The organism is Ancylobacter moscoviensis (assembly GCF_007559435.1).
Classification (GTDB): Bacteria; Pseudomonadota; Alphaproteobacteria; order Rhizobiales; family Xanthobacteraceae; genus Ancylobacter; species Ancylobacter moscoviensis.
Genome location: NZ_VMBP01000001.1, coordinates 835700 through 850733, shown reverse-complemented (window position 1 = coordinate 850733; position 15034 = coordinate 835700). Strand labels below are relative to the sequence as shown.

The 15034-nt window shown below is 68.8% G+C and carries 16 protein-coding genes; 12 read left to right on the top strand and 4 right to left on the bottom strand.

All coding sequences use genetic code 11. The annotated features are described in order from the left end of the window. Positions 1 to 95: 95 nt before the first annotated feature. From pncA to FO470_RS03950, 5 genes are all read left to right on the top strand, one after another. Positions 96 to 752 (top strand): bifunctional nicotinamidase/pyrazinamidase, encoded by a 657-nt coding sequence (pncA, locus tag FO470_RS03970; protein ID WP_246659463.1) that lies wholly within the window; start codon positions 96 to 98, stop codon positions 750 to 752. Positions 753 to 925: 173 nt separating this feature from the next. Then, a complete protein-coding gene (locus FO470_RS03965) occupies positions 926 to 1372 on the top strand; it encodes a DUF3775 domain-containing protein (protein ID WP_144341601.1) in 447 nt (148 codons plus the stop codon). 34 nt (positions 1373 to 1406) lie between these two features. Continuing rightward, the gene (locus tag FO470_RS03960) at positions 1407 to 2267 is read left to right on the top strand and encodes a PfkB family carbohydrate kinase (protein ID WP_144341600.1); all 861 of its coding nucleotides are present in this window, start codon (positions 1407 to 1409) and stop codon (positions 2265 to 2267) included. Between the two features lie 101 nt (positions 2268 to 2368). Continuing rightward, positions 2369 to 2575: a ChaB family protein gene (locus FO470_RS03955; protein WP_144341599.1), complete on the top strand. Its 207-nt coding sequence runs from the start codon at positions 2369 to 2371 to the stop codon at positions 2573 to 2575. Then, positions 2575 to 3657: an alpha/beta hydrolase gene (locus tag FO470_RS03950; RefSeq protein WP_144341598.1), complete on the top strand. Its 1083-nt coding sequence runs from the start codon at positions 2575 to 2577 to the stop codon at positions 3655 to 3657. Before FO470_RS03955 ends, FO470_RS03950 begins: the two co-directional genes overlap by 1 nt. Before the next feature lie 6 nt (positions 3658 to 3663). On the opposite strand, the gene FO470_RS03945 is transcribed toward FO470_RS03950, so the two are convergent. The 4 genes from FO470_RS03945 to FO470_RS03930 all read right to left on the bottom strand — a co-directional run bounded on the left by FO470_RS03945 (position 3664) and on the right by FO470_RS03930 (position 7684). Next, complete coding sequence (locus tag FO470_RS03945) at positions 3664 to 5706, bottom strand: NAD(+) synthase (protein ID WP_144341597.1); 2043 nt, start codon at positions 5704 to 5706, stop codon at positions 3664 to 3666. 117 nt (positions 5707 to 5823) lie between these two features. Next, positions 5824 to 6483 (bottom strand): phosphoribosyltransferase, encoded by a 660-nt coding sequence (locus FO470_RS03940; protein WP_144341596.1) that lies wholly within the window; start codon positions 6481 to 6483, stop codon positions 5824 to 5826. Positions 6484 to 6504: 21 nt separating this feature from the next. Beyond that, the gene (locus tag FO470_RS03935; RefSeq protein WP_144341595.1) at positions 6505 to 6942 is read right to left on the bottom strand and encodes a universal stress protein; all 438 of its coding nucleotides are present in this window, start codon (positions 6940 to 6942) and stop codon (positions 6505 to 6507) included. A 55-nt stretch (positions 6943 to 6997) separates the two neighbouring features. Then, positions 6998 to 7684 carry a CBS domain-containing protein gene (locus tag FO470_RS03930; RefSeq protein WP_144341594.1) on the bottom strand — a complete coding sequence of 229 codons (687 nt, stop codon included), beginning with the start codon at positions 7682 to 7684 and terminating at the stop codon, positions 6998 to 7000. A gap of 639 nt (positions 7685 to 8323) precedes the next feature. Here FO470_RS03930 and FO470_RS03925 point away from each other — a divergent pair. The 7 genes from FO470_RS03925 to FO470_RS03895 all read left to right on the top strand — a co-directional run bounded on the left by FO470_RS03925 (position 8324) and on the right by FO470_RS03895 (position 15004). After that, on the top strand, positions 8324 to 9472 hold the full coding sequence (locus tag FO470_RS03925; protein WP_272482962.1) for a transporter substrate-binding domain-containing protein: 1149 nt from the start codon (positions 8324 to 8326) through the stop codon (positions 9470 to 9472). After that, positions 9472 to 10128, top strand: coding sequence for an ANTAR domain-containing response regulator (locus tag FO470_RS03920; RefSeq protein ID WP_144341593.1), 657 nt, complete (start codon positions 9472 to 9474; stop codon positions 10126 to 10128). The genes FO470_RS03925 and FO470_RS03920 overlap by 1 nt, the downstream gene beginning before the upstream one ends. A 19-nt stretch (positions 10129 to 10147) precedes the next feature. Continuing rightward, a complete protein-coding gene (locus FO470_RS03915) occupies positions 10148 to 11398 on the top strand; it encodes an urea ABC transporter substrate-binding protein (protein ID WP_144341592.1) in 1251 nt (416 codons plus the stop codon). A 186-nt stretch (positions 11399 to 11584) separates the two neighbouring features. After that, entirely contained in the window at positions 11585 to 12457 is an 873-nt protein-coding gene (locus tag FO470_RS03910; RefSeq protein WP_144341591.1) for an ABC transporter permease subunit, read from the top strand. 21 nt (positions 12458 to 12478) lie between these two features. After that, on the top strand, positions 12479 to 13543 hold the full coding sequence (locus FO470_RS03905; protein WP_144341590.1) for a branched-chain amino acid ABC transporter permease: 1065 nt from the start codon (positions 12479 to 12481) through the stop codon (positions 13541 to 13543). Then, positions 13543 to 14298: an ABC transporter ATP-binding protein gene (locus tag FO470_RS03900; RefSeq protein WP_144341589.1), complete on the top strand. Its 756-nt coding sequence runs from the start codon at positions 13543 to 13545 to the stop codon at positions 14296 to 14298. The genes FO470_RS03905 and FO470_RS03900 overlap by 1 nt, the downstream gene beginning before the upstream one ends. After that, positions 14291 to 15004: an ABC transporter ATP-binding protein gene (locus FO470_RS03895; RefSeq protein ID WP_144341588.1), complete on the top strand. Its 714-nt coding sequence runs from the start codon at positions 14291 to 14293 to the stop codon at positions 15002 to 15004. Before FO470_RS03900 ends, FO470_RS03895 begins: the two co-directional genes overlap by 8 nt. Positions 15005 to 15034 lie beyond the last annotated feature (30 nt).

The window sequence follows — 15034 nt, the reverse complement described above, 5'->3', positions numbered from 1 at the left end:
CTCTTGATTGCAGCGCTCAACCTCTCCACAACGCTCGCGCGATGACTCGGCCCGCCCTGCGGCGCCGGCCTCTCAGGTGGAACGAGGGCGCTGTCGTGACCCAAGGACTCATTCCCGGCAGCGGCGACGTGCTGCTGGTGGTCGACATCCAGAACGATTTCTGCCCCGGCGGCCGGCTCGCCGTGCCCCGGGGAGACGAGGTCGTGCCGGTGATCAACCGGCTCGCCGCCCGCTTTGCGCATGTCGTGCTCACGCAGGACTGGCACCCGCCGGGCCACCTCTCCTTCGCGTCCTCCCATCCCGACGCCCGGCCGTTCGAGACCATCGACGTCGAGTACGGCGCGCAGATCCTCTGGCCGGACCATTGCGTGCAGGGCACGCGCGGCGCCGCCTTCCGCGACGATCTCGACATCCCCCATGCCCAGCTCGTGCTGCGCAAGGGCTATCATCCCTCCATCGATTCCTATTCCGCCTTCTACGAAAACGACCGGCGCACCCCCACTGGCCTCGCCAGCTACCTGCGCGAGCGCGGCATGCGCCGCGTCTTCCTCGCCGGCCTCGCCTTCGATTTCTGCGTCCGCTACTCGGCCGAGGATGCCCGGCGGGTGGGTTTCGAGACCGTGGTGATCGAGGATGCCTGCCGCAGCATCGACGTCGACGGCTCGGCGCAGGCCGCGCGCGCCCGCTTCGACGAGCTCGGCATCGCCTGCCTGCCGGCCGCCGCGATTGGCGATCCTCGCCACCGCCCATAGCCGACGATCGCGGAACAACCTCCGCCGACCATCCGTTGCCAGTCCGCACGGCGGATTGCGGGAGCGGAGGACCGGGGCGGGGGATCCGGCCGAGGATTGACTTGCCTCATGGCCGGCCTTTGGCAATCGTCCTTCAGCTCTATGAAAGAGCCTCCCGGAGCAGGAGACGGAGCATGCAGGCGAAATCGACGCAGGACGACGGCAACGACGATTCCCCGCTCACCATCTCTCCGGAGAAGGTCTGCTTCATCATCGTCAAGGCGAAGGAGTTCGACGCCAAGGACGAGGTGACCGAACCCGATCCGGCCTCCAACCCGTCCGATGACGACGACATCGAGGTGCTGGAGGATCACGGCGACGATCCCGTCGTCGAGGAGCTGACCGGCTTCATCGACGCGCTGAGCGAGGACGAGCAGATCGACCTCGTCACCCTCGCCTGGCTCGGCCGCGACGATTACGACGCGAGCGACTGGGACAGCGTGCGCGAGGAGGCGACACAGGCCCACAACGCCCGCACCGCAAGCTATCTCCTCGGCATGCCGCTGCTCGGCGATTTCCTCGAGGAGGGGCTGTCGCTGCTCGGCTATTCCTGCGGGGAGTTCGAGGAAGGCCGGCTGTGACGCCCCTTCCGTCGACCGACTCCCGAGCGGCCTGATGGCGCACGTCCTCGTCGCCGGCAGCATCAATGTCGATCGCCTCTGGCGGCTCGCCGGCCCGCTTGCCGCCGGCGGACGCGTCACTCATGGCGGCACGGAGCTGCGCATCGGCGGCGGAGGCTTCGGCACCGGCGCCACGCTGCTGGCGCTGGGGCATCACGTGACCCTCGTCACCACGCTCTCGACCGACGATGCCGGCCGCGCCTGCCTCGAAGCGTTGTCGCGGCTCCGCTTCGACGTACGGCATGTGCGCCTCACCGAGGCGCCGACCATCCCGCTGGAGATCTTCATCGACCCTTCCGGCGAACGGACCATCCTCGCGCCGGCAACCACCGAAGCCCGCCGCCTCACCGCGCTGCCGCCGGCGACGGTGGACATGGCCTATGTGAACGTCCGCCGGGCGGAGCCGGGCCTGCTGGCGGAGCTGGCGGGGCGCACGCGCGTCGTCGCACAGGTGCCGCTGGAGGCCGGCGAGCACCGGCCGGCCGAGATACTGGTCGCCTCCGCCTCCGACCACGCCTTCCCTTCAGGCGAGGGCGCTTTGCGGCAGGCGCGCCAGATCGGCAGCCCGGCCCTGTCGGCGCTGGTGCTGACGGACGGCGCCCGGCCGGTCGAGGTCTGCGACGACGCCGGGCGCTCGGGCGTGCCGGTCGCGCCTCTCACTCGCCCCACGGATACCACCGGCGCGGGCGATGTCTTTGCCGCCGGCCTCATCGACGGCCTGCTGCGCGGCGCGCCGGCGGTGGCGGCCGTGCGGCGCGGCAACGAGATCGCCGCACGATTCCTCGCCGACCGGCGCGCCTTCTGGCATGATCCCGTGCTGAGCCTGTCGCCGGTTCTGCGAGCGGAGCCGCGCTGACCTGCATCAACGCTCGCGAGCGCGAAGCCCGGCACGATACCGGGACGCCGCCCGAGAGGTGCCGCCGACAGCTCAGCCGAGACCTATTGCGGAGGTCCACCATGCCTTACGCGACCAATGCCGACCTGCCACCGCCGGTCCGCGCGCATCTGCCTGCCCACGCTCAGGACATCTATCGTGAGGCCTTCAACCACGCCTTTGGCACGCATGCGGGCGAACCCGACCGCGAGGAGCGCGCCCACCGCATCGCCTGGGCCGCGGTGAAGCGCTCCTACGTCAAGGACGGCGAACGCTGGGTGCCGCTCTGATGCCCCGCCCCCCATCATCATCGCCGGTCGATCCGCGCTTCTTCGCCGGGCTGCGCGCGACCCAGCTCTCGGCCATGGACCAGTGGCGCGGCATGCAGGCACGCACGCTCGACCTGTTCGGCTTCGGCACGCATGAATGCGCGTTCGAGGTGGTGGCCTCCGGCCCGCACTGGCGGTTGCGGCATTATCCCGGCGAGACGGCCGGCCCCGCCCTGTTCATGGTGCCGGCGCCGATCAAGCGTCCCTACATCTGGGACCTGACGCCGGCCGTCAGCACGGTGCGCTTCTGCCTCGACCGGAAGTTCGGGGTCCATCTGCTGGAATGGCTTCCGCCAGCGGATGGCGACGGCAGCGCCGGCATCGAAGCCTATGTTCGGGCCATTGCAACCGCGCGCGAGGCGATCGCGACCCGCATGGGCGCCGCTCCCTTCCTGCTCGGCCATTCGCTCGGCGGCACGCTCGCCGCCCTCGCCTGCGCGGCACAACCGGGCCTCGCGCGCGGCCTCGTGCTGCTCGGCGCGCCGCTGAGCTTCGAGCCGGGTTCCAGCCCGTTCCGCGACATGGTGGTCGCGCAGGAGCGCCGCCCCCCGAGCGACGACGCCATAGCGGGCTCGCAGCTCTCCCAGTCCTGCGCCCTGCTCTCACCCGGCACCTTCCTCTGGGCGCGCTGGATGGACGGAGCCCTCTGTCTCGGCGATCCGGCCGCGCTCGACATCCACATCCATGTCGAGCGCTGGGCGCTGGACGAGGTGGCCCTGCCCGGCCGGCTGGTCCATGAACTCGTCGAAGAACTGTACCGGGAGGACCGTTTCCGCCGGGGCGCATTCACCCTCGGCGGGCGCACGCTCGGGCCGGCGGACCTCGCGCTCCCCGTTCTCGCCGTGGTCAACGAGGCGGACGAGATCGGCCCACGCGCCAGCGTCGAACCGTTCTTCGCCCGCATGGGCGACGCCGACACGCAGGTGCTCACCCATCCCGCGGAAGTCGGCGTCGGGCTGCAGCACCTGGCCGTGCTCGCGGGCCGGCAGGCGCATGCCGAGCTATGGCCGCGCATCGCCGACTGGATCGTCGCCCGCGCCTGAACCGGTTTACGTCTCCGGCGGCAAGACCGCGTCGAGTTCCTCGAGCCAGAGCTGCGCCCCCGCATCGGACGGCGCCCGCCAGTCGCCGCGCGGCGACAGGGAGCCGCCGGCGGTGATCTTCGGGCCGTTGGGCAGCGCCGAGCGCTTGAACTGGTTGGCGAAGAAGCGCGTCAGGAACACCCGCAGCCAGTGGCGGATTTCGGCGCGGGAATAGGCCCGCCGATCCTCCGGCGGGATGTTCGTCGGCCAGCGCCCGCGCTCCACATCGCCCCAGGCCCGCTCGGCGAGGTAGGCGATGCGCGAGGGGCGGAAGCCGTAGCGCGTCAGGTAGAACAGGTTGAAGTCCTGCAGCGCATAGGGACCGACCACCTGCTGCGTCGACTGGATCGCCGCTCCCGCTTCGGCCGGCACCAGCTCGGGCGAGATCTCGGTGGCCAGCACCGCGTCGAGTACCCCCGCCGTCTCCGGCGAGACGTCTCCGGAGGCGGCGACGAAGCGGATCAGGTGCTGGATCAGCGTCTTCGGCACGGAGGCGTTCACATTGTAATGCGACATGTGATCGCCGACGCCATAGGTGCACCAGCCGAGCCCCAGCTCGGAGAGGTCGCCGGTGCCCACCACCAGCCCGCCGGCCCGGTTGGCGAGCCGGAACAGGTAGTCCGTGCGCAGGCCCGCCTGCACGTTCTCGAAGGTCACGTCGTAGACCGGCTCGCCCCTGGCGAAGGGATGGCCGAGATCCGCCAGCATCTGCCGCGCCGCCGGCCGGATGTCGATCTCGCCCCCGGTCACGCCGAGCGCGGCGATCAGCGCCTGCGCATTCGCGCGCGTGGCATCGGAGGTGGCGAAGCCGGGCAGCGTGTAGGCCAGCACATCCGAACGCGGCCGGCCGAGGCGATCCATCGCCCGCGTCGCGACGATCAGCGCCTGGGTGGAATCGAGCCCGCCGGAAACGCCGATCACCGCGTGCCGGACGCCCGTCGCCGCAAGCCGCTGCGCCAGCCCCTGAACCTGGATGTTGTAGGCCTCGTAGCACTCCTCGGCGAGGCGCGAGGCGTCCGCCGGCACATAGGGGAAGCGCTCGATCACCCGCTCCAGCGGAACCGCCGCCGCTGGCCGGTCGAGGACGAAGCCGACGGTGCGGAAACCGCCCGTCCCCTCTTCCCGCACGCAGTCGCCGAACGTGTTGGTGCGCATGCGCTCCTGACGCAAGCGTTCGAGGTCGATATCGGCGGCGACGAGGGTCGGCCCGGCCGGGAAGCGTTCGCTCTCGCCGAGCGCGTCGCCATTCTCGAAGATCGCTGCCTGACCGTCCCAGGCGAGGTCGGTCGTCGATTCCCCCGGCCCCGCGGCGGAGTATGCATAGGCGGCTATGCATCGCGCCGAATGGCTGGCGCAGAGCAGACGGCGGTGACGCGCCTTGCCGATGGTGATGTTGCTCGCCGAGAGGTTGAGCAGCAGTTCCGCCCCCGCCAACGCCGCCCGCGTGGAGGGCGGCAGCGGCACCCAGATGTCCTCGCAGACCTCCACATGGAAGGTGAAGGGCACGCTGCCCCGCGAGCGGAAGAGCAGGTCGGTCCCGAACGGCACCTCCTGCCCGGCGACCCTGATCGTCCCGCCGCGCTGGCCGAGTCCGGGGACGAAGTGCCGCCGCTCGTAGAATTCGCGGTAATTGGGCAGGTAGCTCTTCGGCACCGCTCCCAGCAGCGCGCCGCGATGGATGACGAGGGCGGTGTTGAAGAGCTGTCCCTCACGGCGCAGCGGCGCGCCGACGACGAGCACCGGATAGAGATCGTGCGAGGCCGCGACGAGATCGCCCACCGCCGCCTCCACCCGGTCGAGCAGCGCGTCCTGCAGCAGCAGGTCGTCGATGGCGTAGGAGGACAGCCCCAGCTCCGGGAACAGCATCACCCCGACATCGCGCGCATGCCCCTGCGCCGCCAGCTCCAGATGCGCGCGGGCGGCAAAGGCCGGATCGGCGACGCGTCCGCTCGGCACGCAGGAGGCGACGCGCAGGAAGCCATGGCTGTACAGGCAGTTGAAATCGGCCATCCCATCCCCGCGACCGCAAGGGCCGCCGGCATCCTCGCCGATCGCCCGAACGGCGACGATCTTTACCCGCCCCGCCGCCGACGGCCAGATGAAAACCACCGCGCCCCGCGCCGCCCTTCAGGCGGGCGACGGCGGACGGACGGGAAAGCGCGCCAGCGTCGCGATCACCTCCTCGTCGCCGAGCTGGCCGAAATCCCGATAGAAATGCCCGAGCGCGCCGAAACGCTCCGGCATCTCCAGGCAGACGAGATCGTCGACCTCCGGCCGCAGCTCGGCCACCGCCTCGGGCGGGGCGACCGGAACGGCCAACACCAGCTGCGCCGGCCCGCGCCGGCGGATCGCCCGCAGCGCCGCCTTCACCGTGGCGCCGGTGGCGATGCCGTCATCGACGATGATCACCACCCGCCCGGCGATTTCCGCCCGCTCGCGGGCCCCGAGATAACGAGCCCGGCGGCGCTCGATCTCCGCCAGTTCCCGACGGCAGACGCGCTGGAACTCCGCCTCGCCCACGCCCTCATGCGCGATGATCTCCTCGTTGCGCACGATCACCGGCTCGGCGCCGTCGACCACCGCACCGATGGCGAGCTCCGGCTGCCAGGGCAGGCCGATCTTGCGCACGAGAACGAGGTCGAGCGGGGCCGCCAGCGCCCGCGCCACCTCCGCCGCCACCGGCACGCCGCCACGCGGCAGGGCGAGCACCACCGGGCGCTTCGTCCGGTAGGGCAGGAGCGCGGCCGCCAGCCGGCGCCCGGCATCGCTTCGGTCGGCGAACACCATCGCGGCCTCCCGCGCCGGGCGTCAGCGATAGACGAGGACCGGCACCGTCGAATGCGTCAGCACCTTCTGCGTCACGCTGCCCAGCACCAGCGCCGCGACGCCGCGCCGGCCGTGCGAGGCCATGGCGATCAGGTCGCAGTCGCGGGCATCGGCGGTCTCGACGATGGCGCGCCAGGGGTCGTCGCTCTCCACCTGCACCACGTCGCAGGGCACGCCGAACTGCCGGGCGATCTGCTCGGCGGCGGAGAGGAACTCGCCCGCCGTCGCATGCGCCTGCCGTTCATAGTCGGCCCGGGTGGCTTCGATCTGCGACGAGGACCAGGTGAGGAGGCGGAACGGCTCCACCGCCGTGAACACCGTCACCTTGGCGCCGGCGTCGCGCGCCAGAGCCATGGCCGATTGCACGGCGGTGTTCGACAGCGGCGAGCCGTCGGTGGGGATGAGGATATGGGCGAACATGGTGCGTCTCCTTGCATGGGCGCCACGGGGACGAGCGCCCCCGCGGCCCGAGCCATCATGCCCAACCGCCCATCGGTTCCCGGATCAGGTGATCGTTCACCGCCCGCACGCCCGGCGTCGTCTCGGCGACGACGCGCAGCGCCCGCCTCTCGGCATCCGCATTGGCGATGCCCCAGAGGTTCACCACGCCGTCATCCACGGTGACGTTCAGACGCCACGTATTGGCCCAGGGCTGCTCGCGCAGCCGGGTCATCACCTGCTCGCGGATGGCGCTGTCGGAAAGCGGGATCTCCAGTCCCATGCTCCGGCGCGCCACCGCCTGAATGAGGTTGGAGCGGCTGACGATGCCGACCAGCTTGCCGCCTTCGACGATGGGGATGCGCTTGATGCGGTGCTCCTCCATCAGGGAGGCGATCTCGTCGAGCGGCGTGTCGGGCTTGGCCGTCACCACCGGCCGGCGCATCACGTCGGTGGCGGTGCGCCCATGCGCCTTCACATATTCCGCGGCGAGCGTGCTGTCGTCGAGCAGCGCCTCCAGCCACCAGGAGCGCCGCCGCTCGGTCCCCGCCTCGGCGCGGCGCAGCAGGTCGCCCTCGCTGACGATGCCCACCACCTCTCCGCCATCGTCCACGATCGGTACGGCGCTGATACGGTTGTCGAGCAGTTGCCGCGCCACGTGCACCACGAGGTCGGTGGATTTCGCCGTGATCACCGGCGACGTCATCACGTCACGTGCCTTCATGTTAACCTCCCGATTTTATTGTCTTCATTGTTTCATGATCCGACATCGACAGGATTGATGCGGATCAACCGGCAGACTCCAGCTATCGACGTCTTGATGGTTCCTAAGGGACGACTTTGAATCCTGGCCTCGCGAGCCGTTCCCATCCGGCCCGCAAGCCTGAAATACGCCACGACAACCCGTGCGGGCGACAACACCCCGATGTGATACGCTAGGGAATGGCATCGTTGCCTCCGGCAACTTCCTCCCGGCGGGTCCGCCTGTGCTCTATCAAGTGCGAAGACGCCGTTTCGTTCACATCGTGCGTCCATATCTTACCGGAAGGATCCGCTGCCGGCGCTCCGGGTGAAACCCTCACCAGGGACACACCCCGTCACCACCCTCCGAACCCTTGCGACGGACAGGTGACAGCCGGCCGGGGCCGAGTTATTCACCCGCCTGTGACGGACAGGAAAAGCGCTTGACAAAGGCGCGGCTTCACGCGAGCCTAAGAAACGAGCGGCGGGCAAGGATGCCCAATGTCGCGGCAATTTCGGTGAACATTTCCAACGACGGTGCCGATCGGCATTGCGGGTTGGTGGCAACGACGCCCACGGTCGAAAGGCCGGCGGGCGTTTTTTGTTTTGGTCGGAGCGCAGGGTGTCGAAGCACTACCGCATAGGGGTCATGTTCTCGACCACCGGACCCTACAGCGTCGTCGCCCGTTCCATGCTGAACGGGGCGCTGCTGGCGGTTGCCGAACAGGTCGCGCCCGGCATCTCCGTCGAACCCGTCGTGGTCAATCCGGGCGGCGACCTCGCCAGCTACGCCGCGCTCAGCCGCGACCTGCTGCAGTCGGGCGTGCGGCACGTGGTCGGCTGCTACACCTCCTCCAGCCGCAAGGAGGTCATCCCCTGCTTCGAGAAGCACGACGCGCTGCTCTGGTACCCCTCGCATTATGAGGGCTTCGAGAGCTCCAACAACGTCATCTACACCGGCGCCTCGCCGAACCAGCACGTCCTGCCGCTCGTCGACCACATGCTGGCCCATGTCGGGTCGAGCGCCTTCTGCATCGGCTCCAATTACATCTGGGCCTGGGAGAACACCCGCATCTTCCGTGAGGCGATGACCGCGCGCGGGGCACGGGTCCTCGCCGAGCGCTACGTGCCGGTCGGCGACACCGAGATCGACCAGGTCGTCGAGGCAATCCTCGAAGCCCGGCCGAGCTTCGTCTTCAATAACCTCATCGGCACCAGCAACTACGCCTTCTTCCGCGCCTTCCGCGCCGCCTGCAATGCCCGCGGCATCGACCAGCCGCGCGTCATCCCGGTGGCGAGCTGCACGCTGTCCGAACCGGAGCTGGAAGAGATCGGCACGGATGCGGTCGACGGGCACCTGAGCTGCAGCGTCTATTTCTCCTCCCTCGCCTCGCCGACCAACGAGGCTTTCACCCGTGCCTATCGCGCGGCCTTCCCCGAGGGCCCCTCCACCTCCGCCGACGCGGAAGCCTCCTACATCGCGATGAAGCTGCTCGTCCTCGCGCTCGCCGAGGCCGGCACGGACGACGTCGAGGCGGTGAAGGAAGCCGCCACGCGCCAGCATCTCCTCGCCCCGCAGGGCGAGGTGCACATCGACCCGCAGACGCTGCACGCCCATCTGACGCCGCGAATCGGGATTTCAAACGCTGCCTCGCGCTTCGAGCTGATCGTCGAGGCGCCCGGCCCGGTCCGTCCGGACCCTTATCTCGTCCAGTCGTCGCCGCGCTATGCGGTCGCTGCCCGCAACTCTTCACTGAGAGTGGTAAAGTGATGGCTCCTCGACTGCTCCAGAACTTCAACGGCGGCCGGGCCTATATCGTCACGTCCAATCTCACGGCCGTCGAAGCGCTGCACACCACCCTCGGCAAGCTGGGCGTGAGCGCGACCTTTCCCGCGCTCGTCGACGGGCGCGCCGACATCGATCTCGGCGCCCTGCAGGCGGAGCGCGACATCCTGTTCGTCGACGGCGATCTCGACAATCCCGTCGCCCTCGACATCGATGCCGGCTCCCGCCAGCCGCCGGTGCCGGTGATCGGCCTCGTCGGCGTCGAGGCGCCGAGCCGGCTCAAGCACCTCGTCAACCTCGGCGCGACGGCGTTCCTGCGCAAGCCCGTGCAGGGTGCCGCCGTCTACACCGCGCTGTTCCTCGGCATCAACCAGTTCCTGTTGCGCGGCGACCTCCGGTCGCGGCTCGACGACATGGATCGCCGCCGGCGTGGCCGCCGCGCGGTGGTGAAGGCCATCATCGCCCGCATGAAGGACACGGGCGTCGATGACGACGAAGCCTATGAGTGGCTCCGTCGCGAAAGCATGCGCTCGCGGCTGACTCTCGAAGACTACTGCGAGGCTTTCATGAAGACGAGGGCGGAAGCCCTCGACCCACCGATGCGACCGCTCCTCGCGGAGCGCAGCTCGGAAAGACGATAACCTTTCACAGGAGAAGAAAATGACTGGGAAGACCATGCGGGGGCTGCGTGCCGCGGCCCTCACGGGGACGCTTTTGCTCGGCGCCGCCCACAGCTTCACCCCTGCTCTCGCCGCCGACCCGATCAAGCTCGGCGTGCTCGAAGACCAGTCCGGCGACTTCGCCGCCGTGACCAACGGCAAGGTGAACGCCATCCAGCTCGCCGCCGACGAGATCAACAAGGCCGGCGGCATCGCCGGCCGCCCGCTGGAACTCGTGATCTACGACACCCAGTCCGACAACACGCGCTATCAGGAGTTCATGCGCCGCGTGCTCCAGCGCGACAAGGTGGACGCCGTGTTCGCGGGCTTCTCCTCGGCCTCGCGCGAGGCCTACCGGCCGATCGTGAACCAGTTCAACGGCCTGGCCTTCTACAACAACCAGTATGAAGGCGGCGTCTGCGACGCCAACATGATCGTCACCGGCGCGGTGCCCGAGCAGCAGTTCTCCACCCTCATCCCGTGGATGATGGAGAAGTACGGCAAGAAGGTCTACACGCTCGCCGCCGACTACAATTTCGGCCAGATCTCGGCCGAGTGGGTGCGCAACATCGTCAAGGAGAACGGCGGCGAGATGGTCGGCGAGGATTTCATCCCGCTCGGCGTGTCGCAGTTCTCGCAGAACATCCAGAACATCCAGAAGGCCAAGCCCGACTTCGTGGTGACGCTGCTCGTCGGCACGGCGCAGGCCTCCTATTACGAGCAGGCCGCCGCCGCCAATGTCGGCCTGCCGATGGCCTCCTCGGTGAATGTCGGCCAGGGCTACGAGCACAAGCGCTTCAAGCCGCCATCCCTGAAGGACATGTACGTCACCACCAACTACATCGAAGAGATCGACTCGCCGGAATCGAAGGCGTTCGTCGCCAAGTTCAAGGCCAAGTACCCGAACGAGCCCTATATCAACCAGGAGATGGAGAACTCCTACCTCGCCGTCTACCTCTACAAGCAGATGGTGGAGCGGGCCGGGACGACCGACCGCGAGGCGCTGCGCAAGGAGATCGCCAAGGGCGACGTGTGCATGGACGCCCCCGAGGGCAAGGTCTGCATCGACCCGAAGAGCCAGCACATGTCCCACACCATCTATCTCGCGAAGGTGAGCGAGGATCACTCCATCTCCTTCCCGAAGGTGTGGCAGGACATCAAGCCCTACTGGCTGGGCGAGGCCGGCTGCGACCTGACCAAGAGCGACCCGAGCGCGCAGTACACGCCCTCGAACCCGCCGCCGAAGCCCTGAGCCGGCAGCCGGAACAACCCGCCGGTCGGAAAGCCTGACCGGCGGTCTCCGGCGCGGCGATCGGTCCGCCGATCGCGCTTCGACCGCTTCACGGGCTGCCGCCGACGCGGCCGTCCCGTGCGTTGCCCCGGCCGACCCCCTCAGTGCCGGGGCAACCTTTTCCTTCTAGCATAGGGCCGCTCGCCGATGGATGTCGGAACTCTCGCCTTCTCCGCCCTCTACCAGTTCGGCGACGCCTTCGCCTTCCTGGTGCTGTCCGCCTGCGGGCTCGCCGTCATCTTCGGGATGATGGGCGTGATCAACCTCGCCCACGGCGAATTCATCATGTGCGGTGCCTATGTCACCGTCTCCGCCGTCCATGCCGGCATTCCGCTGCCGGTCGCCGTCGTCATCGGCGCGCTGGTCTCGGCGGCGGTGGGCGCGCTGGTGGAGATCCTCGTCATCCGGCATCTGTACGACCGGCCCCTCGACACCATCGTCGCCACCTGGGGCCTCAGCCTCATCGGCACGCAGGGCACGCTGATCCTGCTCGGCTCGACCATGGCGGGCGTCGGCACGCCCTTCGGCAGCTTCCAGGTCGGCGACTATTCCTATTCCGTCTACCGCCTCGTCCTGTTTGGCATGGCCGTGCTCGTGCTGGCGGCGCTCTACGCCCTGTTCAACTGGACACGCTTCGGCGTCATGGCCCGCGCCACCATCCAGGTGCCGCACATGGCGGCCGCGCTCGGCGTCGACACCCGCCTTGTCTACAGCCTGACCTTCGCCCTCGGCGCGGGTCTGGCGGGCCTCGCCGGCGGCCTCTACGCCCCGACCATGACGCTGGTGCCGACCATGGGTACCACCTTCATCATGGAAGCCTTCGTGACGGTGGTCGTCGGCGGCGCCGACGTGTTCCTGGGAACCGCCCCGGCGGCGGCGTTGCTCGCCGTGGTCAAGGCGACCATGACCTCCTGGTACGGCCAGCTCGCCGGACAGATCGGCCTGCTCATCGCCGTCATCATCGTCATCCGCGTCCTGCCGCGCGGCATCTCCGGCTTCCTCCTGCGCGAGCGCGCCTGACAGGACACGAGAAGGACACCAATGAACGCGCTCTCCCGCTTCTTCCGCCGCCTGGAAGGCCCGCAGACGCTGGGCCGAGGCCCGGCCTTCTGGGTCGGCTTCCTCGTCGTGCTGGCCGGCGCCTGCGCCTATCCGCTGTTCTCGGACGGCTACACGGTCGGCAACACCGTCTACTTCTTCACCTGGATCTTCATGGCGCTCGGCCTGTGCCTCATCTGGGGCTATGGCGGCTCGCTCAGCTTCGGGCAGACGGCCTTCTTCGGCATCGCCGGCTACAGCTACGGCATCCTCACCATCAATTTCGGCGCCGCTTACGGCTTCACCCTGGTGGCGCTGGTCTTCGCGGTGGCGATCGCGGCGCTGTTCGCGGCGCTGCTCGGCTACTTCCTGTTCTTCGGCCGCATCTCCGGCGTGTTCCTCGGCATCGTCACCCTGTCGGTGACGCTGGTGCTGGAGCGCTTCATGGCCCAGACCGCCGGCCCGGAATGGCGCATCGGCGCCGCCCGCCTCAACGGCTTCAACGGCATGAGCAACATGCCGCCGCTCACCCTTCCCTGGCCCGGCGGCGACATCGTGCTGTTCCCGGACGTCCAGCTCTACTATGTCGTGCTCGGGCTGCTGGTCGTAGTCTATCTCGGCCTGCGCATCCTGGTGAACTCGTCCTTCGGCAACATTCTCGTCGCCATCCGCGAGAATCCCGAGCGTGCCGAGATGCTCGGCTACGACATCCGCAAGTACCAGCTCGGCACCTTCGTCATCGGCGCGGCGCTGGCCGGCCTGTCGGGCGTGCTCTACACGAGCTGGGGCCAGTACATCACGCCCTCCAGCATGGGCATGACCGCCGCGGCGCTGCCCATCGTGTGGGTGGCGGTCGGCGGCCGCTCGGACCTCACGACGACGCTGATCGGCACCGTCACCGTGCTCGCCGTGTTCCAGGCACTGACCATCCACGGCAGCCAGTACGCGCTGGTGGTGATGGGCGCCATGCTGGTGGTCACCGTGCTGCTCGCGCCGAGCGGCCTGATCTTCGCGCTCGCCAGGCTCGTCGCCCGCCCCTTCGCCAAGCGCCAGCCGGGAGACGCCTGATGCCGCTCCTCGAAACCCGTGCCCTCAACAAGCGCTTCGGCGGCCTGCACGTCACCAACAATGTCGATCTGGTGCTGGAAACCGGCGAGGTGCACTGCCTCATCGGCCCGAACGGCGCCGGCAAGTCGACCCTGTTCCGCCTGATCCTCGGCGAGCACCTGCCGAGCAGCGGCTCGATCCTGTTCGGCGGCGAGGACATCACCGCGTTCAAGTCCTTCCAGCGCATCCGCCGGGGCATGAGCGTGAAGTTCCAGGTGCCGGGCATCTTCAAGGCGCTGAGCGTGCGGCAGAACCTCGAAATCGCGATGCAGCACCATTACGAGCCGGCCACGCTGGCGGAGGAGATCGACCGGCTGCTCGCCTTCCTGAACCTCTCCGGCGATGCGCGGCGCCTCGCCGGCAATCTCAGCCACGGCCAGAAGCAGTGGCTGGAGATCGGCATGGCGATCAGCCTCAAGCCGCGCCTCCTGCTGCTCGACGAGCCGACCGCCGGCATGTCGCCGGAAGAGACCCATGCCACCGGCGAGATGATCAAGCGCCTGAACGCCGACGGCATGACGGTGCTCGCCGTCGAGCACGACATGGCCTTCGTGCGGCAGGTCGCCGACAAGGTGACGGTGCTGCATCTGGGCAAGGTGTTCGCCCAGGGCTCGATCGACGACATCGTCGCCGACGAGGAAGTCGCCGCGATCTATCTCGGGCAGACGACGGCCCATGCCACCGCCCATCAGCAGCCGGGGGGCCTCCATGCGTAAGGAAATCATGCTCTCCACCCTCGGCCTGCGGGCCGGCTACGGCGGCAAGCCTGTCCTGCAGGGCCTCGACCTCGAGGTCCGCGAGGGCGAGATCGTCGCGGTGATCGGGCGCAACGGTGTCGGCAAGTCCACGTTGATGAAAAGCCTCATCGGCCTCGTCCCGGCCATGGACGGCTCCATCGTCTACCGCGACAAGCCGGTCGAGCACATCTCCCCCCATCGCCGGGCCCGGCTCGGCATCGGTTACGTGCCGCAGGGCCGCGACGTCTTCCCGCGCCTCACCGTCGGCGAGAACATCGCCGTCGGCGGCATGCGGGCGGGCGGCGTCACCGAGGCGGACCGCCGGCGGGTACTGGGCTATTTCCCGATTCTGGAGGAACGCTGGTCGCAGCGCGCCGGCACCATGTCGGGCGGCCAGCAGCAGCAGCTCGCCATCGGCCGCGTACTGGTCGCCAATCCGTCGCTGATCCTGCTCGACGAACCCTCCGAGGGCATCCAGCCCAACATCGTGCAGGACATCGCCCGCATCATGGTGCAGCTCAACAAGGACACCGGCGTCACCATCGTCCTCGTCGAGCAGAACATCGACATGATCCGGGCGATGGCCCAGCGCTGCTACGTCATGGACAAGGGCCGCATCGTCGCCGAGCTCGAACGCGAACAGCTCGCCGACGGCGAAGCGATGCGGCGCCACCTCGCCGTCTGATCGAGACAGCCTGTTTCGGGATAGCCAGCT